General features: G+C 60.2%; 25 protein-coding genes and 1 pseudogene. 16 read left to right on the top strand and 10 right to left on the bottom strand.

The window, feature by feature from the left end; genetic code table 11:
- Window positions 1–38: 38 nt before the first annotated feature.
- Window positions 39–830, top strand: a complete 792-nt coding sequence (locus tag PMI01S_RS27270; protein WP_084323188.1) for an SDR family NAD(P)-dependent oxidoreductase — start codon at window positions 39–41, stop codon at window positions 828–830.
- Between the two features lie 103 nt (window positions 831–933).
- Window positions 934–1863, top strand: a complete 930-nt coding sequence (locus tag PMI01S_RS27265) for a pyridoxal-phosphate dependent enzyme (protein WP_084323187.1) — start codon at window positions 934–936, stop codon at window positions 1861–1863.
- A 69-nt stretch (window positions 1864–1932) separates the two neighbouring features.
- On the opposite strand, the gene PMI01S_RS27260 is transcribed toward PMI01S_RS27265, so the two are convergent.
- Together PMI01S_RS27260 and PMI01S_RS27255 are read right to left on the bottom strand one after the other, a co-directional pair.
- Complete coding sequence (locus PMI01S_RS27260; RefSeq protein ID WP_084323186.1) at window positions 1933–2250, bottom strand: DUF2388 domain-containing protein; 318 nt, start codon at window positions 2248–2250, stop codon at window positions 1933–1935.
- Between the two features lie 66 nt (window positions 2251–2316).
- Window positions 2317–2565 (bottom strand): annotated as a pseudogene (locus PMI01S_RS27255) (RidA family protein); the annotation flags it as partial.
- Window positions 2566–2753: 188 nt separating this feature from the next.
- Between PMI01S_RS27255 and PMI01S_RS27250 the strand changes: the two are divergent.
- The 3 genes from PMI01S_RS27250 (at window position 2754) to PMI01S_RS27240 (ending at window position 5340) form a co-directional block, all read left to right on the top strand.
- The gene (locus PMI01S_RS27250) at window positions 2754–3542 is read left to right on the top strand and encodes an SDR family oxidoreductase (RefSeq protein WP_084323184.1); all 789 of its coding nucleotides are present in this window, start codon (window positions 2754–2756) and stop codon (window positions 3540–3542) included.
- 23 nt (window positions 3543–3565) lie between these two features.
- Entirely contained in the window at window positions 3566–4675 is a 1110-nt protein-coding gene (locus PMI01S_RS27245; RefSeq protein ID WP_084323183.1) for an NAD(P)/FAD-dependent oxidoreductase, read from the top strand.
- Window positions 4676–4746: 71 nt separating this feature from the next.
- The gene (locus tag PMI01S_RS27240; protein ID WP_084323182.1) at window positions 4747–5340 is read left to right on the top strand and encodes a DinB family protein; all 594 of its coding nucleotides are present in this window, start codon (window positions 4747–4749) and stop codon (window positions 5338–5340) included.
- Here PMI01S_RS27240 and PMI01S_RS27235 read toward each other — a convergent pair.
- Both PMI01S_RS27235 and PMI01S_RS27230 read right to left on the bottom strand, forming a co-directional pair.
- A complete protein-coding gene (locus PMI01S_RS27235; protein WP_084323181.1) occupies window positions 5261–6181 on the bottom strand; it encodes a LysR substrate-binding domain-containing protein in 921 nt (306 codons plus the stop codon). The genes PMI01S_RS27240 and PMI01S_RS27235 overlap by 80 nt on opposite strands.
- Before the next feature lie 337 nt (window positions 6182–6518).
- Window positions 6519–7418, bottom strand: a complete 900-nt coding sequence (locus tag PMI01S_RS27230; protein ID WP_084323180.1) for a LysR substrate-binding domain-containing protein — start codon at window positions 7416–7418, stop codon at window positions 6519–6521.
- 229 nt (window positions 7419–7647) lie between these two features.
- Between PMI01S_RS27230 and PMI01S_RS27225 the strand changes: the two genes are divergently transcribed.
- From PMI01S_RS27225 to PMI01S_RS27215, 3 genes are read left to right on the top strand one after another with little or no spacing between them, the layout of a single operon-like run.
- Window positions 7648–8700, top strand: a complete 1053-nt coding sequence (locus PMI01S_RS27225; RefSeq protein ID WP_084323179.1) for an aldo/keto reductase — start codon at window positions 7648–7650, stop codon at window positions 8698–8700.
- Window positions 8697–9494, top strand: coding sequence for an SDR family NAD(P)-dependent oxidoreductase (locus PMI01S_RS27220; RefSeq protein ID WP_084323178.1), 798 nt, complete (start codon window positions 8697–8699; stop codon window positions 9492–9494). The genes PMI01S_RS27225 and PMI01S_RS27220 overlap by 4 nt, the downstream gene beginning before the upstream one ends.
- Before the next feature lie 27 nt (window positions 9495–9521).
- The gene (locus tag PMI01S_RS27215; protein WP_084323177.1) at window positions 9522–9932 is read left to right on the top strand and encodes an SRPBCC family protein; all 411 of its coding nucleotides are present in this window, start codon (window positions 9522–9524) and stop codon (window positions 9930–9932) included.
- 135 nt (window positions 9933–10067) lie between these two features.
- Here the strand turns inward: PMI01S_RS27215 and PMI01S_RS27210 are convergent, their stop codons facing one another.
- Together PMI01S_RS27210 and PMI01S_RS27205 are read right to left on the bottom strand one after the other, a co-directional pair.
- Window positions 10068–11462 carry a sensor histidine kinase gene (locus PMI01S_RS27210; protein ID WP_084323176.1) on the bottom strand — a complete coding sequence of 465 codons (1395 nt, stop codon included), beginning with the start codon at window positions 11460–11462 and terminating at the stop codon, window positions 10068–10070.
- Entirely contained in the window at window positions 11440–12123 is a 684-nt protein-coding gene (locus PMI01S_RS27205; protein WP_084323175.1) for a response regulator transcription factor, read from the bottom strand. The genes PMI01S_RS27210 and PMI01S_RS27205 overlap by 23 nt, the downstream gene beginning before the upstream one ends.
- 173 nt (window positions 12124–12296) lie before the next feature.
- Between PMI01S_RS27205 and PMI01S_RS32155 the strand changes: the two genes are divergently transcribed.
- Window positions 12297–12605 (top strand): YdcA family protein, encoded by a 309-nt coding sequence (locus tag PMI01S_RS32155; RefSeq protein WP_235864481.1) that lies wholly within the window; start codon window positions 12297–12299, stop codon window positions 12603–12605.
- Between the two features lie 187 nt (window positions 12606–12792).
- Window positions 12793–13725 (top strand): hypothetical protein, encoded by a 933-nt coding sequence (locus PMI01S_RS31785; protein ID WP_084323173.1) that lies wholly within the window; start codon window positions 12793–12795, stop codon window positions 13723–13725.
- A gap of 194 nt (window positions 13726–13919) precedes the next feature.
- Here PMI01S_RS31785 and PMI01S_RS27190 read toward each other — a convergent pair whose 3' ends face one another.
- The gene (locus PMI01S_RS27190) at window positions 13920–14531 is read right to left on the bottom strand and encodes a glutathione S-transferase (protein ID WP_084323172.1); all 612 of its coding nucleotides are present in this window, start codon (window positions 14529–14531) and stop codon (window positions 13920–13922) included.
- A 404-nt stretch (window positions 14532–14935) separates the two neighbouring features.
- Here PMI01S_RS27190 and PMI01S_RS27185 point away from each other — a divergent pair, with 404 nt between their 5' ends.
- The 3 genes from PMI01S_RS27185 (at window position 14936) to PMI01S_RS27170 (ending at window position 18444) form a co-directional block, all read left to right on the top strand.
- A complete protein-coding gene (locus PMI01S_RS27185) occupies window positions 14936–15340 on the top strand; it encodes a TraR/DksA family transcriptional regulator (RefSeq protein ID WP_007907888.1) in 405 nt (134 codons plus the stop codon).
- A gap of 132 nt (window positions 15341–15472) precedes the next feature.
- Window positions 15473–17143 (top strand): methyl-accepting chemotaxis protein, encoded by a 1671-nt coding sequence (locus PMI01S_RS27180; protein ID WP_371850942.1) that lies wholly within the window; start codon window positions 15473–15475, stop codon window positions 17141–17143.
- Window positions 17144–18240: 1097 nt separating this feature from the next.
- Window positions 18241–18444: a hypothetical protein gene (locus tag PMI01S_RS27170; protein WP_084323169.1), complete on the top strand. Its 204-nt coding sequence runs from the start codon at window positions 18241–18243 to the stop codon at window positions 18442–18444.
- Here the strand turns inward: PMI01S_RS27170 and PMI01S_RS27165 are convergent, their stop codons facing one another.
- From PMI01S_RS27165 to PMI01S_RS32150, 3 genes are all read right to left on the bottom strand, one after another.
- On the bottom strand, window positions 18445–18684 hold the full coding sequence (locus PMI01S_RS27165) for a DUF2789 domain-containing protein (RefSeq protein ID WP_084323168.1): 240 nt from the start codon (window positions 18682–18684) through the stop codon (window positions 18445–18447). It abuts the gene before it with no gap.
- Window positions 18685–18815: 131 nt separating this feature from the next.
- The gene (locus tag PMI01S_RS27160) at window positions 18816–19046 is read right to left on the bottom strand and encodes a hypothetical protein (protein WP_033057642.1); all 231 of its coding nucleotides are present in this window, start codon (window positions 19044–19046) and stop codon (window positions 18816–18818) included.
- 159 nt (window positions 19047–19205) lie between these two features.
- Complete coding sequence (locus tag PMI01S_RS32150) at window positions 19206–19442, bottom strand: hypothetical protein (protein WP_084323167.1); 237 nt, start codon at window positions 19440–19442, stop codon at window positions 19206–19208.
- A gap of 412 nt (window positions 19443–19854) precedes the next feature.
- On the opposite strand from PMI01S_RS32150, the gene PMI01S_RS27150 reads away from it, so the two are divergent.
- The 3 genes from PMI01S_RS27150 (at window position 19855) to PMI01S_RS27140 (ending at window position 21658) form a co-directional block, all read left to right on the top strand.
- On the top strand, window positions 19855–20325 hold the full coding sequence (locus PMI01S_RS27150) for a hypothetical protein (protein ID WP_084323166.1): 471 nt from the start codon (window positions 19855–19857) through the stop codon (window positions 20323–20325).
- The gene (locus PMI01S_RS27145) at window positions 20325–20528 is read left to right on the top strand and encodes a hypothetical protein (protein ID WP_084323165.1); all 204 of its coding nucleotides are present in this window, start codon (window positions 20325–20327) and stop codon (window positions 20526–20528) included. Before PMI01S_RS27150 ends, PMI01S_RS27145 begins: the two co-directional genes overlap by 1 nt.
- Window positions 20529–20644: 116 nt before the next feature.
- Window positions 20645–21658 carry an ABC transporter substrate-binding protein gene (locus tag PMI01S_RS27140; RefSeq protein ID WP_084323164.1) on the top strand — a complete coding sequence of 338 codons (1014 nt, stop codon included), beginning with the start codon at window positions 20645–20647 and terminating at the stop codon, window positions 21656–21658.
- Window positions 21659–21748 lie beyond the last annotated feature (90 nt).

The following is a 21748-nucleotide window of genomic DNA, read 5'->3' as shown; positions in this document are numbered from 1 at the left end:
CCGGCGAACACCTCGCCTCACTGTGAAGGACACTGAACATGGCTCTCTCATCCAAAGGCACCGCCCTGATCACGGGCGCTTCTTCCGGCATCGGCGCGGTCTACGCCGATAGACTCGCCCGTCAGGGTTACGATCTGATTCTGGTCGCTCGAAGCCAGGCCAAATTGAACGCCCTGGCCAATCACCTGAGCAACGAAACCGGTCGTGCCGTGGAAGTCGTCGCTGCCGATCTGAAAGACAAGGCCGATCTGCGCCGGGTCGAAGGGATTCTGCGCACCGACGCCAGCATCACCTTGCTGGTCAACAACGCCGGGGTCGGCGCCGTCATGCCGCTGCTGGGCAGCCCGGTGGATGACATGGAAGACATGATTACCCTCAACGTCACCGCACTCACGCGTTTGGCCTACGCGGTGACGCCCGGGTTCGTCGCCCGTGGCAACGGCACCGTGATCAACATTTCCTCGATCGTGGCGATTGCGCCGGAGATTCTTAATGGCGTGTACGGCGGGACCAAGGCATTCGTTCTGGGCCTGAGCCAGTCGATGCACCATGAACTGGCCGACAAAGGCATTCGTATTCAGGCCGTACTGCCTGGCGCCACCGCCACCGATTTCTGGAGCGAGGCCGGCAACCCGGTGGAAAACCTGCCGCAGGAAATCGTCATGACCGCCGAGGACATGGTCGATGCGGCGCTGGCAGGGCTGGCGAATGGAGAAGTGGTGACTATTCCGGGCCTGCACGACGGCGCGCAATGGGACCGTTACGACGCCCAGCGCAAAACCCTGTCGGGCCTGTTCGGCAACTCCGTGGCGGCACCGCGTTATCGCTGAAACGGCAAAGCTCGGGCCAGGGTGATCTAAGCTTGAATAAGGACCGCTCGACACCGACTCGTTGAACCACTCGACAAGTCGGTGCGCGCCCGAGGACCCCGACATGCTTCACATCAGAACACCCTTGATCCTGCACCCGGGCTTGTCGACCGCCACTCGGCGAATCTGGCTCAAGCTGGAAAACCTGCAACCCAGCGGTTCGTTCAAACTGCGTGGCATGGGGCTCTTGTGCAGCCAGGCAAAGGCCCAGGGCAAGCGCAAGGTGGTCTGTCCTTCTGGCGGCAACGCCGGTTTCGCCACCGCTGTCGCGGCGGCCAGCCTGGGGTTGCAAGCCTGCATCGTGGTGCCGCACACCACCCCGGAAAGCACGCGCGCGAGGATTCGCAAAACCGGTGCCGAAGTGATCGTTCACGGCAAGGTCTGGGACGACGCCAATCAGCGGGCGAAAGAGCTTTCACAAGGGGCGGACACCGAATACGTGCCGGCCTTCGATCATCCGGTGTTGTGGGAAGGGCATAGCACGATGATCGATGAGATTCTCGAGGACTGTCCTCGGGTCGATACGCTGGTGACGTCGGTGGGGGGCGGTGGTTTGCTGGCGGGCCTTCTCACGGGATTGATTCGGCATGGCCGTATGGATTGCCGCATCGTCGCGTGCGAAACCGCGGGTGCGGCGTCTTTTTCGGCGGCGATCAAGGCCGGGCATCCCGTCAGGCTTTCGCGCATCGACACCGTGGCGACCTCGCTCGGCGCGGCTCAAGTGGCCGCCTGGCCGGTGCAGCACATCCTCGATTTTGATCACCAATGCGTGGTGCTCGGCGATGACGAAGCGATCATGGGCGTGGTGCGTTACGCCAACGATTTACGTCAGCTGGTGGAACCGGCATGCGGTGTTTCGTTGGCCATCGGCTATCTGGACCACCCGGCAATTGCCGATGCCCATGACGTGGTAATCGTGGTGTGCGGTGGCGTCAGCATCAGTGCACAACTGGTTGCCGGATGGGCGCGTTCATCCGCTGCAAGCGCAAAGTAGACGCAAAGCGAAGCAGGGCTGCAGACACCTGGTCAGGTGTCACAAGCCCCACCGCGACTGTTTAAGCCTTCATTGCCCGGCAGCGGCGCCGTCCTGGATCAGAATGGCTCTGGCCAGGTCTTCGTCGCTGGCGTTCAGTCCGGGATTGTCCTGGCGGATCTGCTTCATGACCGACTCCAGATACACACCACGAATCGCACCGCCACTGGCCACGAAGCTGGAGGCATCATCCCGGGCGGGAATCATGAGTTTGTCGTCCTTGAAGGTCGAGTACAGCGAAGCCGAAACCCCGGCCGAAGTGGCCACATCGCCCGCATCCACTTTCGCGAAAGCCGAGCCGAAGGGTAAGCACAATACAAGGGAAGAGATGATGATCAGACGGCGCATGACGGTGTCCTCTGAAAGCGTGAAGCGTAAAGGAAGTACCACATAATCTAGGATTCTCTGCGACCGTCAGGAGTTCCTTGCGGCACAAACTATCACTTCAACCAGCAGCCGCGGATCCGCCAGTCGGGCCTCGCCACACGCGCGGGCTGGTGCGTGACCGGCTGGAATCCAGGCATCCCACACTGTGTTCATCGCCTCGAAATCCGCCATGTCGGCCAGCCAGATGGTGGTTTGCAGCAGGTGTTCCCGGGTAGAACCGGCTTCGGCCAGCAAGGCATCCACTCGCGCCAGCGCGTCGCGGGTCTGCTCGGCGACCGAGTGGCGAGGGTCGCGATGGCGTCGGTGAAATCGCCTTCGCCGGCAAGCCGTGCTCCTGCAGGGTGCCTCGTACCCATTCTTGAGATTCCGGAACAATTGAATTGCCGGGACAGTGCTGTTTCCCCTCGGTATCCATCCGGCGCACGGTGGTAACGTTAGGCATTCGAACCGTCGGGAGCATTGTCATGGAATTGGGAATATCGGGGCGCTGGGCGATTGTCTGCGCCGCCAGCAAGGGTTTGGGGCTGGCCTGTGCGCGAGCCTTGGCGGAGGAGGGCGTGAACCTGGTGATCAACGCCCGTGGCGATGAAACGTTGCAAGCCGCCGCCACAGAATTGCGTGGCCTGGCGCCGACCATCGAAGTGCGCACGGTGGCCGGCGACATCAGCGAGCCAGCGGTGCGCGAACAAGTATTGGCGGCCTGCCCGCAAGTGGACATCCTGATCAATAACGCCGGTGGCCCGCCGCCGGGTGATTTCCGCGACTGGCAGCGCGAAGACTGGTTGAAGGCGCTGGATGCCAACATGCTCACGCCCATCGAGCTGATCAAGGCCTGCGTCGATGGCATGGCCGAGCGCGGTTTCGGACGCGTCGTCAACATCACCTCCGGCGCGGTGAAGGCGCCGATCGATGTACTCGGACTTTCCAACGGCGCCCGCAGCGGCTTGACCGGTTTCATTGCCGGGCTAGCGCGTCAGTCGAGGCTGGCGGGGAACAACGTCACGATCAACAATCTGCTGCCCGGCCCGTTCGAGACCGAGCGTTTACACAAAACCTTGAGTGCCGCCGCCGAGGCCAATGGCGCCAGCGTCGAGCAAATCAGCGAGCAGCGGCGCAAACACGTGCCGGCCCAACGCTTTGGCCAGCCCGATGAGTTCGGCGCCTATTGCGCCTTTATCTGCAGCGCCCACGCGGGTTTCCTGACAGGGCAAAATCTGTTGCTCGACGGCGGCAGTTATCCCGGTACGTTTTGATCGTTAAAAGGAGCGCAGGGCAGGTGAGCGTCGATATCGAATGCGTAGTGGTCGGGGCCGGCGTGATCGGGCTGGCGGTGGCCAGAGCGTTGGCCCGCAGCGGGCGCGAAGTGATTCTGGTCGAAGCCGGCGAGGGCATTGGCGTGGGCATCAGTTCGCGCAATTCGGAAGTGATCCACGCCGGCATCTATTACCCGAGCGGCAGCCTCAAGGCGCAATTATGCGTGGAGGGCAAACAGCGTCTTTATGCCTTTTGTGATGAGCGTGGCGTCGGTTATCAGCGACTGGGCAAGCTCATCGTCGCCACTGATGATGACCAGCGCGGTGCGTTGCAGAAGTTGCTGGAGCAGGGCGCACGCAACGGTGTCGATGACTTGCAATGGCTGGATGCCCATCAGGCCCGGGAACTCGAACCGGCGCTGTCTTGCGTCGCCGCGCTCTGGTCGCCTTCCACCGCAATTGTCGATTCCCATGCCCTGATGCTGGCGCTTCAGGGGGACGCCGAGGCCGCCGGAGCGTCGATGGTGTTTCACACGCCACTGATATCGGCCCGATGCGGCGAACAGGGTTTCCAATTGCACATGGGCGGCGACCAGCCTATGACCTTGAGCTGCCGTGAGTTGATCAATTGCGCCGGGTTGTCCGCACCGCAGGTGGCGAGCCGTATTGAAGGTTTGGCGTCGCTGCACGTTCCAACGCCTCGTTTGTGCAAGGGCAGCTATTTCAGTTTCAGCGGCCGCGCGCCGTTCCGGCATCTGGTTTATCCGGCGCCGGAAAGTGCCGGGCTGGGGGTGCACATGACCCTCGATCTGGGCGGTCAGGCGCGTTTCGGACCGGATGTGGAGTGGGTCGATCACATCGATTACCGCGTCGATCCGCGCCGTGCCGAGGGTTTCTACGAGGCCATCCGGCGTTACTGGCCTGCCTTGCCCGATGCCAGCCTGCAACCGGCCTACAGCGGCATCCGCCCGAAAATCAACGCCCCGACAGAACCCGCTGCCGACTTCATTGTCAGCGGCCCGGACGCCCATGGCGTGCCAGGACTGGTCAATCTGTTCGGCATCGAATCACCGGGGCTGACCAGTTGCCTGGCGCTGGCCGAGCGGGTAACTCAGGCACTGGGCGACCGATGATCAGCGTTTGAGCTGCCTCGCGTGATGAGGGCTATGCTTTGCAGTGCGCCCATCACAATGGGAGACCTGCGATGATCAACGTACGCACAGCCCGCATGCTGGCCGATTACAAACGCTGGGCCAATCAGCGCCTCTTCGATAGCCTGGCCGATTTGCCGCCGGGCGAGGTCAACAAAGCGCGGGTCTCGGTGTTCAAGAACATGATCGGCACCCTGAACCACATCTACGTGGTGGACTGCATCTGGCAGGCTCACCTCGAAGGCCGGGGACACGGCTTCAAGACTTCACACGATCTGCTGCATCCCGACCTCGCTGACCTGCGCATGGCGCAAAAGGACATCGATCATTGGTACTGCAACTGGAGCGACCGGCAAACCGAGGCGTCGCTGGATAAACCCGTGGAGTTCAGGTTCGTCTCTGGCGAAAGCGGCACCATGAGCGCCGGCGCGATGCTGCTGCACGTGGTCAATCACGCCAGTTATCACCGCGGCTGGGTGATCCAGATGTACTTCGATATTCCGGCCATGCCGCCGATGACGGACCTGCCGATTTTCCTGCGCGAGACTGACCCGGGCTTCAACGCGGTCAATGCCCCGGCAGTGGCGCCGACATGTGTTGGGCAATTCGCGAGCGCAACCAACGTTCTGCCGGATCGTTATCGTTGACCCCGTTCCACACCATCGACAGCTCGGACAGGTTGATGTCAAACGGCGCGTCGTCGGCCCGCAACTGGCTGCTGCCTTCGATCAGCGCACACGCGGCGTAATCCGGCACCGTGGCGAGCATGTCGGTGCCGGCCAGCAGAGCGCGCAGCCCGGCGAACTGCGGCACCGCCAGCACCACGCGGCGTGAGCGGCCTATGCGCGCCAGATCGTTGTCGATAGCGCCGGTCAAATCCCCGGAAAACGACACCAGCGCATGCGGCCGTTCGCAGTAATCATCCAGCGTCAGGACGCCGGGACGGTTGTCGCCGCGCAGGATCTTCACGCTCAGGTCCCGCAGTTTCTTGCGCTTGGCGTTGGCCGGCAGTTCCGTGGTGTAGCTGATCCCGACGGAAATCTCGCCGCTGGCGAGCATCGACGACATCAGCAGGAAATTCACCCGGCGCACGACCACCACCACGTTCTGCGCCTCTTCGCGGATTTGCTTGAGCAGCGGCGGAAACAGGCCGAATTCGGCGTCATCCGACAGACCGATGCGGAACACGTCGCGGCTGGTGGCCGGGTCGAAATCCTTGGCCCGGCTGACCGCGCCGGAAATGGTGTCCATCGCGGGCTGCAATTCCTTGAGAATCTGCAGCGCGCGCTGGGTCGGCTCCAGTACGCGACCGTTACGCACCAGCAGCGGGTCATCGAACAGATCACGCAACTTGGCCAGTGAAGCGCTGACGGCGGGCTGGCCGAGGAACAGCTTTTCCCCGGCCCGTGTCAGGTTCTTTTCGAACATCAGGGTTTCGAAAATCACCAACAGGTTCATGTCCACGCGGCGCAGGTCGTTGCGGTTCATGGCGGGGCTACTCGCTAGAATTCCGGGTCTTTCCAGTAAAGCACCAAACCCTTGGGACAGGAGGATTCACTGTGGCGAGGGGCCGCAGGTGCCCGATCGGGTCGAGTCGATTCAATGCCCGGTCTGCCGCCTGTTCAAAGGCGCTGCAGCACTCATGGAGTAACGCGCAGCGCTTTTAAACATGACGAATTTGACCACGATCCAATGTGGGAGCGGGCTTGCTCGCGAAGACGGTGCGTCAGTCACTGTTCAGTGGGCTGATACACCGCCTTCGCGAGCAAGCCCGCTCCCACATGGACGGCATTGACCGACGGGCATCGGGATCATCCGCCCTGTCTTATGTGGCCGCACCCGGCTCGGTCAACACCTTCCTGAACGTCTCCACCAACGGCCGCAAATTGATCCGGTGCCACGCCGCCCACAACGGCGTGGTGAACGCAATCCACGGCACTTCCCGCAGCACCACGCCCGGTGGTGCATTTCGGCTCAGGCCTTTCTGAATCATCGCGATCCCCAACCCCGACGCCACCAGACCCAACGCGGTGAAGGGTTCGGTGGCTTCCATGCGGATGTCAGGGGTGAAACCGGCGCGGATGCAGGCGCTGACGAAGTCTTCGCGGCTGGCGCAGTTCTGTCGGTGTTGCACGCCGATCCATTCCTGGTCAGCCAGGTCTGCCGGGCTCAGCGTCGCTTGGCGGGCGAGGGGATGGTGCTCGGGCAGCGCCAGCAGCATCGGGTCGTCGAGCACCTGAAAACCCAGCAAGTCCGGATCGTCGGCGACGGGCGGTTCGCTGACCAACGCGATATCGAGGCTACGCTGACGCAAGCCTTCGAGTTGTTCGGCGGAACTCAGGTTATACAGCGCGACATGCACGTTCGGTCGGTCCACCCGCAACACCCGCAAGGCATTCGGCAGGACGCCGGCGTGCATGGCGTTTTCGATGTAGCCGATGCACAAACCGCCTTCTTCGCCACGACCGAGGCGTTTGCCGAGGGACTCCAGGCGATTGGCGTGGGTCAGCAGGGCGCGGGTTTCGGCGAGAAAGGTCTGGCCGTCGCGGGTCAGGCGAATGCGCTGCTGGCTGCGTTCAAACAGGGTCAGGCCCAGGCGTTCCTCAAGCTGGGCGATCTGCCGGCTCAGGGGCGACTGGGAAATGTGCAGGCGTTCGGCGGCGCGACCGACGTGTTCTTCTTCGGCGACGGCAACGAAGTAGCGCAATTGGCGAATGTCGATCATGTAAGACCTATAGGGACTCAAGTGCTGCGCATTATGTCTTGGACGGTCCGATCCTCGCAATCTAGGATCTGCCCAACGGTAACGCAAACACCGCGCTCTGTAGGAGCCGGCTTGCTGGCGAAGGCTTCCATGTCACGACAAATGGCTACTGACCCGCCGCTTTCATCGGTGCGCCGCCCGCAGCAAGCCGGCTCCTACAGGTTTACGAGACATTTGAGAGGATTGAATCATGAGCTTGAAAGACAAACTGCCCGGCACGCTGGGTTTCGGAACCGCGCCATTGGGCAACATGTTCCGCGCCATCCCGGAAGAAGAAGCGATGGCCACCGTGCACGCCGCCTGGGATGCCGGCGTGCGTTATTTCGATACCGCGCCGTTTTACGGTTCGGGTCTGTCGGAGATTCGCCTCGGCGCCGCACTGGCCCGGTACAACCGTGACGACTACGTACTGAGCAGCAAGGTCGGTCGGGTGATTCTCGATGAAGTCGAAGACGCCGCTGCCCGTGATCTGGGCGAGAAGAGCGGTGTGTTCGAACACGGTCGCCCGAACAAGATCGTCAATGACTACAGCGCTGACGCGACGATGCGTTCCATCGAAGACAGCCTCAAGCGCCTGCAAACCGATCGACTGGACATCGTCTGGGTGCATGACATCGCGCAGGATTTCTACGGCGATCAATGGCTGGAATACTTCAACCAGGCCCGCACCGGTGCGTTCAAGGTACTGACCCGTTTGCGTGAAGAAGGCGTCATCAAGGGCTGGGGCCTGGGCGTGAACAAGGTCGAGCCGTGCGAGTTGACCCTTGATCTGACCGAAGCCCAACCGGACGGTTTTCTGCTGGCGGGGCGCTACACGCTGCTCGACCATGACCGTGCCCTGCAACGCCTGATGGACGCCGCGCTGGCGCAGAACGTCGAAATCGTGGTCGGTGGCCCTTACAGCTCAGGCATTCTGGCCGGCGGCGCGCACTTCGAATACCAGAAGGCCAGCCCGGCGATCGTCCATAAAGTCGAGCAGATCAAACGCATCGCGGCTGCTCACGGTGTCGACATCAAGGCCGCTGCGTTGCAGTTCTCCCTGGCAAATCCGGCCGTCGCGGCGGTGATTCCGGGGTCCAGCCGTCCGGACCGGATCGCTGAAGATGTCGCGGCGCTGTCGGCGGTGATTCCCGCTGCGTTCTGGCAAGCCATGCGCGAGGCTAATCTGGTTTCTGAACGAGCGCCGTTGCCAGGTCAAAAGACTGCAACCTTCGGCAGCTCCTACAAAGGCGGTGCACTATGAAAATTGATTTGAGCGGAAAACTCGCTATCGTCAGCGGTAGCACCGCCGGCATTGGCCTGGGCATCAGCAAGGCACTGGCGGAGTCCGGCGCCACGGTGGTGGTGATCGGCCGCGAGACGGCCAAGGTCGAGCAAGCGCTGGCGAGTATTCGCCAGAGCGTGCCGGGTGCGCAATTGCGTGGCCTGACCGCAGACCTCGGCACCGCCGAAGGCGCCGAGCAATTGTTCGCCGCCGAGCCGCGCGCGGACATCCTGGTCAACAACCTCGGGATCTTCAACGAGGTGGATTTCTTCGACACGCCGGACAGCGAGTGGACGCGTTTCTACGAGGTCAACGTGATCTCCGGTGTGCGCCTGTCACGGCATTACGTACCGGACATGGTCAAGCAGGGCTGGGGGCGGGTGATCTTCCTGTCCTCGGAATCCGGGATCGCGATTCCGGCTGACATGCTCAACTATGGCGTGACCAAAAGCGCTAACCTCGCCGTATCCCATGGCCTGGCCAAGCGGCTGGCGGGCACTGGCGTGACGGTCAACGCGATCCTGCCCGGCCCGACGTTGACCGATGGTCTTGAGCAGATGCTCAAGGACGCCACGGCCGAATCGGGGCGCAGTGTTCGGGAAGAAGCCGACGCCTTCGTGCGCAAGGCCCGGCCGACATCGATCATCCAGCGCGTGGCGAATGTCGAGGAAGTCGCCAACCTGGTGGCTTACATCGTTTCGCCGCTGTCGTCGGCCACAACCGGCGCAGCCCTTCGAGTCGACGGCGGTGTCGTCGACAGCATGGCAATCTGAATTTTTTTGATTGAGTGAGAGGATTACATGGCAACTGCATCAGCATTTATCGACATCCCGGCTTCGGCCGAGCAGGTCTGGCAATTGATCGGCGGCTTCAATTCGCTGCCGGACTGGCTGCCGTTCATTCCCAAAAGCGAGCTGAGCGAAGGCGGGCGTGTGCGCAGTCTGCAAACGGCGGATGGCGCGGTGGTGGTTGAGCGGCTGGAGGCGTTTGATAACGCCGGGAAGACATACAGCTACTCGATTTTGCAGGCGCCGTTCCCGGCGACTGATTACCTGGCGACGATTCGCGTTGAAGCGCAGGGTGAGAGGGCGCGGGTGACCTGGTCGGGTCGGTTTGCGCCGGTGGGTGTGAGTGAGGAGGAAGTGACGGCGCTGTTTGGCGGCATCTACCAGGGTGGACTTGAAGCCCTTCGAGCCAACTACCCGGCCTGACAAACACCACAAATCCAATGTGGGAGCGGGCTTGCTCGCGATAGCGGTGTGTCAGTCACTGTTTTGTTGGCTGCTACACCGCCTTCGCGAGCAAGCCCGCTCCCACATTTGATCTTCTTCGTGCCTGAGATCGCGCTAGGTCTGGGGTATCAGGCTCTGCCGGCAGTCGAGCACTAGTTTTGCGCCACCCAACTCACTGGTATCCACTTCAAGCGTAAACCCGTGCAGGCTGACGATCGCCGCCACGATCGACAGCCCCAACCCGAATCCGCTTTGCTGATTGCCACCTTCGGCGCGATAGAAGCGTTGGAACACGGCTTCGCGTTCGGCCGCAGGAATGCCCGGTCCGGAGTCGAGGACTTCGATCCGCGTATGCCCACCCTCATTGACCCCACGCAAAATCACCTCGCCGCCGGGCGGTGTGAATTTGATCGAATTGCTCAACAGGTTCGCCACGGCTTCGAACAACAGCGCCCGATCGCCATTCAGCGCAGGCAATGATTCGGGTAACTGCAGCTTGAAAGCCAACTGGTCTTCCTCCGCCAGCGGCAGATAAAAGTCGTGCAGTTCCTGCAGCAACGGCACCGGGTCGAGTTGCACAAAACCGGAGCGTCGCTGCCGGTCTTCCAGCTCGGAAATCCGCAGCAAACCGCGAAAGCGCGCCATCAGGGTGTCCGCTTCACTCAACACTGAATCCAGTTGCGCGGCTTCCTGGGAGCCTTCGCCCGCCTGTTGCTGCATGCGATACAACTGCGCCCGCAAGCGGGTCAGCGGCGTGCGCAAGTCGTGGGCAATGTTGTCGCACACACCCTTGACCTCGTTCATCAAACGTTCGATGCGTTCGAGCATGGCGTTGACGATGGCGGCGAGCATGTCCAGTTCGTCGCGGCGATTGGACAGCGGCAAACGCCGGGTCAGATCCCCGGCCACAATCGCCTCGGCACTGGCCTGAATCCCGCGAATGCGCCGCAGCGGTCGACGGCGCAACAGGTGCCATCCGACGATGCCCGGCAAAATGGTCAGGGTCACGCCCCAGAGCAGCGCGTGGAGGATGATCCGGGTCACGGCGAACAGCGAGCCGTTGTCGCGCACCAGTATCAGCCAGCGACCATCACGTGTCTGGGTCGCCACCGCATCGCAACTGTCGCTGGGCAGGGTCGGGTCGTCGGATTCGGCGCAGTCGCTGAGCATGTGAATCCTGCCGTCCAGCGGCAGGCCTGCAGGTATGTGCCGCAGGGCACCGTTGAGGTAGCGATGCTCGGCATCGAACAGGCCGTAGGCGTCGATGCCGCGAATGTCGAAAGTCATGCTGACGGCGAGGGCGTCCACCAGTTGTTCGCCGGAAAAGCGCGAGAACAGATGCTGACGTTGCATCAGCGAATGCTTGGCCAAGTTGTCCAGGTACGCGGACACCTCGTAATACATGACCCCCATGAGAATTCCGCTCCAGAGCACGAACAGCGAACTGTAGAGCGCCAGCAAGCGGCTGCTGGAAGAACGCCAGCCTTTAGAGGGGTTCGGCAATGACATAACCCGAGCCTCGCACGGTCCGAATCAGGGGGACATTGCCGGGCGGGTCGATCTTCTTGCGCAGTCGACCGATGTGCACGTCGATCAGGTTGGTGCCAGGGTCGAAGTGATAGCCCCAGACCTCTTCGAAAATCATCATCCGCGACAGAATCTGCCCGGTGTTGCGCATCAGGAATTCCAGCAACTTGTACTCGGTGGGCAACAGCGTCAGCAGCTGACCGTCGCGGCTGGCTTCGTGGCTGATCAGGTTGAGCTCCAGGTCCGCGACCCGCAGCGTAGTGGCCTGGGCGGTCACGGTGTTCTGCCGGCGCAGCAGCACTTCGACCCGCGCAGCCATTTCATCGGTGGCAAAGGGTTTGGTCAGGTAATCGTCCCCGCCGGCGCGCAAGCCGCGCACGCGCTCATCGACATCGGAGAGGGCGCTGATCATCAGGATCGGCGTCGACACGCCCATGGTCCGCAGCGTCGTGACAATCGCCAGGCCATCGAGCTCGGGCAGCATACGGTCGAGGGTGATCAGGTCGTAGTTGCCGCTGACCGCGCGCTCAAGCCCTTCGCGGCCATTGTCGACCCAATCCACGTGGAGGCCGTGGCTGCTCAATTCGGCGACGATTTCCCGGGCGGTCACGGCGTCGTCTTCGATGGTCAAGATGCGGGTCATAGGGCGGACCTGATAGTCAGTTCAAGGCAAGTGTGTGGGCATTCTGCCAAGAATTGCCGCCGACTTTTTAAATTAACTTTCATGTGGGGCATGAGGCGTCCGGATCATTGATATCATATAGCCATAATTTGAAAGGGAACTGGACCGTGCGCACTTGGATTCGCCGTGGCGGGATGCCGATTATTGTGCTGTTGCTGTGCGTCATTAGCGGGAGCGCCTGGGCGGGTAACACGCCGTGTTCGGGAAAGAAGGGCGGTATCGATCGATGTGATGGCGACCTGTTCCTTTGTAATGACGGCTCTATCAGCGCGTCGAAGAAGAGTTGTTCGGCTATTTATGGCGACTCAAACCAGGCGCGTCCACAAACCTTGATGAAGAGCGCCGATGGCTGCACGTGCGGCTCGGGTTCGTTTTGTACGGGGCCACGAGGCGGGGTGTATTGCCTGACGCCAAGCGGTAACAAGAGCTACCGACGCAAGTGATAATTGCGCAATGCAGAAAACCCGCCGTGTTGGGCTGTTCCTTGCAAATTGCATGGAAATAAGAAGTTCAAACTTTATAAGTCATTGAAATAACACTATTTATTTAAAGTCGGCGACTGGCATGGTGACTGCAATTCCTCTTGTGACGAGTTGTAACAACATCTTTCCTGCCTGGAGCGACATAACAATGAATAGATCCTCTGATGGTTTCTATCCTGCCGCAGAAGAGTCAAGCACGCTGTCGGGCGTTTCCTGGGGTGCGATTTTCGCCGGGGCCGCTGCTGCGGCGGCGCTGTCGTTGATCCTGGTACTGCTCGGTTTTGGCCTGGGCTTTTCGGCGGTGTCCCCATGGGCCAACGAAGGCGTCAGTGCCAAGGGCTTGGGCATTTCAACGATTATCTGGCTGGCCGCCACGCAAATTGTCGCTTCGGGGCTCGGTGGTTACATCGCCGGTCGCCTGCGGGTGAAGTGGGCGTATATGCATGGCGATGAAGTCTACTTCCGCGACACGGCCCATGGTTTCCTCGCCTGGTGCGTGGCGACGCTGGTGACCGCGACGTTGGTCGTCGGCTCGGTCAGCAGCATCGTCAGCGGCGGTGTGGAGGCGGGTGCAAATGTGGTCGGTGGCGCTGCAAGTGCCGCGACTCAAGCGGCCGGAACTGCCGCCGGCAATACCAGCAGCGACCAGTACGGTTATTTCGTCGACAGTCTGTTCCGCGATGATCGCCCGGCTGCCATCAGTGATGATGCTGCCCGCGGCACGGTGACCCGCATCTTCGTGCGCTCCCTGAGCAACGACGGTCAACTGGCCGCCGAAGACCGCACGTATCTGGCGCAACTGGTGGCGCAACGGACCAACCTCACGCAAGCGGACGCCGAGCGTCGTGTCGATGAAGTCTATGCTCGCACCCAAAAAGCCGTTGCTGACGCGAAACTGGCCGCTCAACAAGCTGCCGACACGGCTGCCAAAGTCGCGGCATGGACGTCGCTGTGGATGTTCATCGCGTTGCTGATCGGTGCGTTCTTCGCCAGCTTCGCCGCTACATTCGGCGGTCGTCGTCGGGATGCCGTGGTGTATCTGGAATCCGACGCTTATGTGACCACTGTGCCTGTTCGCTAACCCTGGAGAATCACCATGCGCTCATTACTGCTGTTCTTTCTCGGTGTACCGATCCCGATCATCATCCTGATCGCCCTGTTTATGCACTGATTCACTGCCGCTTCTGCCTCGGGTAGAAGCGGCTTTTAGTTTGGGGGAACTGACTGTCGGATTGATGTTGAATGTGACGGCCAGACCAGACACAAAAAATCCAACTACTCGATCGGCGTACTCACAAAATCATCAAGCCCCTCGGCATACGCGGTGTATGCACTGATCCGTGGAAAGTGCTGATCACTCACCTGATCCGGCACCACCAGATTGGTGAAGCTCCAGGCCACCGCCAGCGTGATGCCATCCTGTTTGATCGAACCGTCAGTCTTCAGCGGTTGCAATTCCAACTCCCGCTCCAACGCCGAATACGCCGCCGCCAATTGCCCTTCGACCCGTTCCACCCACGGCTCGAACTGGATTTCTGCGGGTCGCAGGTTGCGTTCGTAATAAAGCTGCACAGACTTCTCGCACGCTGCCAGCGCCAGGCCGATCAAGCGTAACGAACGCAGGCGCTGATCCAGCTCGCCGGGCATCAGGCTTTTACCCGGCGCCGCCAGCGCCTCCAGGTAATCGATGATCAATGTTGAGTCGATCAACACCTCGCCGTTATCGAGCACCAGTGTCGGCGCCTTGACCACCGGGTTGATCTGCTGGAACTGCTCGAAGTGCCGAAACACCGAAACCGATTGGTGGTCGAGGTCGATGCCCAGGCGTTTGGCAGTAATGGCGACCCGTCGCACATAAGGCGAATCCAGCATGCCGATCAGTTTCATTGCACCGCTCCTTCAGATGGTCGTTTCGGGATGGATAACCTTAGCCGAGGTTCCACGTGCTGCAAACGTGTTGCACCGACGGCTCATCAACCTGCAAATGCGGCCGATAACCCGTTCTGTCGCAGCCGTTTGTCTTCTATATACAGCCGCTCGATTGAATTTCTTGCTATAAACGCACTCCGATAACCACCGCAAAGGTTGCCATAGAGCACTTTCAGGGCTTTGTCGGACAAATTCGCTGACTTTTCAGTTGCTGGGGCCTCAAGTCGGCCTTAGACTGCCGCCCCTCGTAAATTGAGTGCCGGGTGGCGCTTGGAATAAACGGCGCCGTTCCGATGGCCAGACCAGGTCCGCCGGAACGCTCCCTAATTCGCCTTAATGCACGTTTTTTTATAGAGATATCAATGACAAAGGACAAGTTGCTGGCCATGCCGGCGGATGACTACATGAATGCCGAGCAACATGCTTTTTTCTCTGAGCTGTTGCAGAACATGAAAGTCGAAACCCATGAGCGCATCGAGCAGAACCGCATCGCCATCGAGAGCCTGGACACCCCGGCCGATCCGGCTGACGCGGCGTCTGTCGAAGAAGAGCGCACCTGGCTGGTGAACGCTATCGATCGCGACCAGCGCATGCTGCCTCAGTTGGAACAGGCGCTGGAACGCATCAAGGAAGACAGCTTCGGCTGGTGCGACGACAGCGGCGAGGCCATTGGCCTGAAACGCCTGCTGATCAGCCCGACCACCAAGTACTGCATCGAAGCTCAAGAGCGTCACGAACAGATCGACAAGCACCAGCGTCAGGCCTGATTTCGTAGCGCCCCGCATCGCGGGCAAGCCTCGTTCCTGAAGGAGCAAGGCTGGCCCGCGATGCTTTTTTTCGTCTGTGAAAAACCTTAGGCGCTTCTATTGATCTGCTGCAACGCCCACTACTAATGGACCATGGATAATGGCCCTGTAGTGGCGTTAAATGCGCAGACAACAATTAGAAGTACGTGGGGTGAAGATATGACGCGGGACGGATCTCTGGTCGGGGCAGTGCCTGCCCCCGTGCTTTTGCCGAAAAACCCTTGGCTGACGCCCACACTGCAAAGCATCGCCCTGATGCTCTTGCTGTGCGGCATGGCGCTGGGCGGCTGGTCGCTTTACCTCGGCCTGCCGCTGGCCGTGCTGATTGTCTGGTTACCTCGCCTGCGTTCCCGAGCCATCCCCGAAGAATCATCCGCAGACAGCTCCGGTGCCATCGCCGAGCTGACTCGAGATCTTTCCTACACCACCAGTCACAACGCTCTGTCAGCCGCTGGTGTGGCCTATTCGGTCAAGCAGCTGGCGGACAAGCTGCAATCACAACTCGGTGCCGCGGCACAGATTGTCAGTAACGCTGAAGTGATGATCGCCACTGAACAGGCGACTTCGACACTCAGTCGCGCTGCCCTCGGTGCCGCCAGCGAAGCTCACCAGAGCAGCGCAGCAGGGCGCACGGAGCTGATCGAATCCATCAGTCGCATGCACCAGCTCAGTCAGCGCGCCAACAATAGCCGTGAGCTGATCGAAGCCCTGAGCCTGCGCAGCGACGATATCCAACGGGTCACGCTGGTGATCCAGTCCATCGCCAGTCAGACCAACCTGCTGGCGTTGAACGCGGCCATCGAAGCGGCGCGAGCCGGGGAGCATGGACGCGGGTTTGCGGTGGTCGCCGACGAAGTTCGCGGCCTGGCCGCACGCACGGCGACGGCGACCGGAGAAGTCGGCGAGATGGTGGCCGATATCCAGCAACGCACCGCGCAGGTGGTCGAGCAGATTCGCCAGTTGTCCAGCGACCTCGACATCGGCGTGAAGCAGGTCGAGCACACCGGTCAGCACCTGGAAAACATTGCGCGCCTGGCGGCTGGCGTGGAAAGTCAGGTCGGCGAAATTGCCAAGGGCGCCGAGACCAATCGCGAGCAACTGGACAGTCTGTTTCACGCCATCGAGCAGATGCGCAGCGACCTGGCGATCAGCGATCAACAGACCCAGCGCCTGGCGCAAGCCGCTGTGCAGATGGAAGGGCAGGCCGAAACCATCAGTGAGCGTCTTGCCGAAGTCGGGCTGGATGACTATCACCAGCGGATTTATGACCTGGCCCGTGAAGGCGCGAGTCAGATTGCGGCGCGTTTCGAAGCGGATATCGACCAGGGCCTTATCAGTCTTGATGACTTGTTCGATCGCAATTACCAGACCATCCCCAATACGAGCCCGGCCAAGTTTCAGACGCGTTTCGACCGTTACACCGATCAGGTTTTGCCGGCGATTCAGGAGCCGCTGTTGCCGCTTCATGAAGGCCTGGTATTCGCCATCGCCTGTACGCAGCAGGGTTATGTGCCGACCCACAACAAGGTTTTCAGTCAGCCGCTGACGGGGGATGTGCAGGTCGATACGTTGCAGAATCGTACCAAACGCAAATTTTCCGACCGCACCGGTATTCGTTGTGGCAGTCATCAGCAGGCTGTTCTGTTGCAGACCTATACGCGGGATACCGGGGAACTGATGCATGATCTTTCGGTGCCGATCATGATTAAGGGGCGGCATTGGGGTGGGTTGCGTTTGGGGTATAAGCCGGAAAGTCCTCGTTGAGTTGCTGGGCTTTTGGGGTGGGGGACATATCCGTTTCTGTGGTAACGGCGGCTATTGGTTCCGCTCTTACAGCGGGTTACTTGGAAAAGCGCCAAGTAACCAAGCGCTTTTGCCCCTTTCGTTCGGTGGCTCGCTTAGGCTCGCCATGCCCTCCTTCCGGTCCTGCTCCGTGGGCCCGCCGCCATCGGCCATCCATGGCCGGGGGCGGCTAACCCGGCATCCATGCCGGGTTGCCCACTGCGCAGAACCTCCACTCGGCCTCACGAGGGGGCGATCACCGCCACAGCACCGCGAGGCGGCCTGCGGGCCGACCTGGGCTTCAAGCGGGCGCGCTTCGCTGACTTGATCGTTCACATCCCTCTGGAAGCAACCCCGATGAATGTGGGAGCGGCGGTGCGACGATTCGACTTGCTCGCGATGAGGCCGTGTCAGTCGACATCAATGTTGAATGCAAGTCCGCAATCGCGAGCAAGTCGAATCGTCGCACCGCCGCTCCCACAGGGGATTTTTGGTGGACATGAGATTGGTGTTCACCGCCGATGACCTTGACGGAAAACAGGTCGGCTATCAGGCCGCCTCGCTTTGGCTATTGATCCGGCTTTTGATCTTGATCTGCCCCGTCGGAAGGCCGAGCGCAGGTTCTGCGCAGTGGGCAACCCGGCATGGATGCCGGGTTAGCCGCCCCCGGCCATGGATGGCCGATGGCGGCGGGCCCACGGAGCAGGACCGGAGCGAGGGAATGGCGAGCCTTAGCGAGCCACCGTACGTCAGGGGCGAGAGCGTTTGGTTACTTGGCGCTTTTCCAAGTAACCCGCCGTAAGGGCGGAACCCATAGCGGCCGTTACCGCAGGAATGGATATGTACACCATCAAAACCTACGGCGCCTGACGCTCAGCCATCGCTAGCAAGCCAGCTCCTACAGGGGGGCCGGAAATATCCGCGGGATTGTGCAGCCACCCATTTTCATAAGAGGAATACACCGGGGCATTGTTGCGATTCTGGCAACTGATCTGTGCAGCGCAGTCGCTGTTTCCACGCCGATGAACTCATTACCCTGCCTACATAGTTAGGTAGCTAATGAAGTTCGAGAGGTCAGCATGCAAAGCAAAGTCGATGTCGCGGTGATGATTGGCAGCGCTGTACCCGCCAGCTTGCGTGCGGTGGGGCAGAGCGTCTGTTGGGTCGTATTGCTGAACGGCGAGCGCCGGGGGACGGCATTCTCCAGTCGCGATGAAGCGCAAGAGTGCAAGGCTGCCTGGTTGGAGCAATTAAATGCCGAAGGCCCCGACAGCCTGCATTGACTAGTGAACCTGATGCATACGCAGGTTCAGGTCATCGACCACCCGCGCCCAATCAGCGTCTTCACGCAACTGCTCTTTCAGGAAGCCCGCTTGTTGCGGTGTCCAGAATTCGGCATCGATGAGCTTTTTATCGTCGGCCAGCGGGGAATGGCTGGCGATGAAATCGTCGATTGCCTTTTCGCTGGAATCCAGGCCGAGCTGGTCGAACAAACCTTTCAAATCGTGTGTAGGTGAATCCATCTTCATCTCCTTGCTGGTCGCGCGGGTGCGAGATCTGAGGTGCAGCTGCATTGCATCTGAGGGGGCCGCACTTCAGGAGTTCGATAGCGATGTTCGAAAGCAGGAATGAGCATAGACTGCGAACCGGCTGATCAGGCTTTCAATGCGCCTTCATCGACGGCGAGCTTCAGGGCCTTTGCGGCTTCCTGAGCGGCGATGGCGGCTACGTCCGAAGTTTTGAACCAGCGATCCTTCTCGACCTGGTGATACGTCACTGTGGTCAGCGGCGGTTTGGCGCGCATGATAATGACGGCCTGGAATTCTCCTTCGACTTCTCTGGCTTCGCCCCGGATAAAAAACTCACCGATATCAAATTCCGTCACGTAGCAGCCTTCCCTTGGAAATATTCTGTTGTGTTGAACGCCGTCCGGCTTGGGAACGGGTTTCATTGGTTCGGCAGTATGGCAGTAGTTGCCTGCCGACGGCTGAGTTAACTCGTCGGCATGACGAAACGTCTATAGGAGAGGAGCGAGGCAGAATGTTCAGCACCGTGACTCGAGTGCGCGGGCAAGCGCGCACGCTTCGTTATGGTTGCTGCGGAAACCTCTTACATGGCCCGTGGAAATTTCCTTGATGTGGAAGAAGGCATTGCCGGCCAATATCACCTGGAAGCGCGGCATGGCAGGCTCCGCAGGGGCAAACACAGTGTGCGAAAACATCGCCGGAGGCAGCATCGATGGATGGTTTGTGTGAGGAACGAAGTGTGTCAGGGTGCACATATGAAGTCCTTTTCATGGTTTTGCCGACGTGTGTACGTCGTTTTGGGTAGTCTCGATGAGCATCGCTGCTCTAGAATCACCGTCACGGGTTGGTGATTGATGTTCATCTAAAGCAATTTTTTGCGGGCGATATGTCGGAAAAGTGCTTTTTTTGCAGCGTTTTTTCCCTAAGGTTGGTAATCCTGTTTTTCTGGCGCTCAGAAGGGCGTTTTCCTTCAACTTCTGACGAACGCCAGGCAAGACGACGCGAGTGACATTCCAGTAGTCTTCTCACGCCTCGCGATGGATGAGCACTCTGCTCGTTTCCGGATTCGACCCAGGCCCTTTGGCTACACCTTCGGCATTGCCGCTTTTTTCTGCTGTGCGCTGTCTGTCAGCGTGCAGCATCATTTTCAGATGTGGGGATGTTTCCTTGGCAGTAAGTAATCTCGATATGCATGCTTTGTTCGTGTTGGGTGATTTGCGCGCAAAGCTGGTTAAACAGTTCCAGTCACGTTTTGTTTACATCACCGAACAGAACGCTGAAGGCATTTACATTGCCGAACTCGACACCGAATCAGCGCTGGTGGTGGACGACAAGCCGGGCCTGAAACTCAAGGTTGGCGATCATTTCAGCGCATCGGTATTGCCCAGCCGTGAAGGCGGCAAACTGGACATCAAGTTCCGCGAAATCAAACTGACGGTGTACGGCCTCGGCGATTACGCGTTCGTGACCACGGCCGACGGCCACGGGATCGTGTTCAAGGAAGGTCACAACGTGGTGATGGTGTTTGCCGCTCACCAACAGTTGCAGGAAGGCCTGACCAAAACCCTGAAAGCCGTGACGGCCAAGGCAGCCAAGTGGCGCAAGGGTGAACTGGTGACGTTCAAGGCCAGCGAGTAATGACCCTGAACCGCGCCGATTTCCACGAACGGAACCAGGCCAGCGCTCGAGACGAAGCCAGGCGGCTGTTTGACCAGAAGGCGGTTCTGCAGGGTGCATGGCTGGGGTGGGTGGCTTCGCAGATCTACACATTGCGTCCGGCGGAGTACGCCAGCATGGTACGAAGAGAGCTGGCACGTTTGCAGGAAACGTCTGAAAAATAATCCTCCCCCCTCGAAAGCAGGAACCTCTACTACAGTCAGTTGACTGAGTATTTTGAGGCTTGCGGTCTTTATCAGGCCATCCTGCTATTGCTGTGAACAGCACGAGGTGCATAAGCATGAACGGATTTCGACGGTTGCTGGCCGCTGTCCTGGTCGCTTTCGGTTTGTCGGTTTCGCCCGTGCCGGGTTTCGCCGCCCAGGCGCCGATCCACTTCGCCGACCTGAACTGGGAAAGCGGCAGCCTGATCACCGACATCCTGCGGATCATCGTCGAGAAGGGCTATGGGCTACCGACCGATACCTTGCCGGGGACGACCATCACGCTGGAGACTGCCTTGGCCAACAATGACATTCAGGTCATTGGCGAAGAATGGGCCGGTCGCAGCCCGGTCTGGGTCAAGGCCGAGGCCGAAGGCAAGGTCGTCAGCCTCGGCGATACGGTGAAGGGCGCCACCGAAGGCTGGTGGGTGCCTGAGTACGTGGTCAAGGGCGACCCGGCCAAAGGCATCAAGCCGCTGGCGCCGGACCTGCGCAGCGTCAGCGACCTGCCGAAATACAAGGGGGTGTTCAGCGATCCGGAATCCCCGGGCAAGGGGCGTTTCCTCAACAGCCCGATCGGCTGGACGTCGGAGGTGGTCAACAAGCAGAAGCTCAAGGCCTATGGCCTGGACGACAGCTATGTGAATTTTCGCAGCGGCTCCGGGGCGGCACTGGATGCGGAAATCAGTTCGTCGATTCGTCGTGGCAAGCCGGTTCTTTTCTATTACTGGTCGCCGACACCCTTGCTCGGGCGTTTCAAACTGGTTCAGCTGGAAGAACCGCCGTTCGACGCCGAAGCCTGGAAAACCCTGACCGACGCCGACAACCCGAACCCGAAACCAACGCGCTCTTTGCCTTCGAAGCTGTCGATTGGCGTGTCCACACCGTTCCAGAAACAGTATCCACAGATCGCCGAGTTCTTTACCAAAGTCGATTTCCCCATCGAGCCGTTGAACAAGGCACTGGCTGAAATGAGCGAGAAACATACCCCGCCACGGCAGGCGGCGGAGGCGTTCATGAAGGCGCACCCGGAGGTGTGGCAGGCGTGGGTGCCGAAGGACGTGGCAGATAAAGTCTCCGCCGGACTGTAGGCGCCGGCTTGCTGGCGAAACGGGCTGCGCGGTGATTCAGACACACTGCGCAACGGCTATCGCCAGCAAGCCGGCTCCTACAAGGCATCA

The organism is Pseudomonas migulae NBRC 103157 (assembly GCF_002091715.1).
GTDB classification, from domain to species: Bacteria; Pseudomonadota; Gammaproteobacteria; order Pseudomonadales; family Pseudomonadaceae; genus Aquipseudomonas; species Aquipseudomonas migulae_A.
This window is presented reverse-complemented; position numbering and strand designations above follow the sequence as displayed.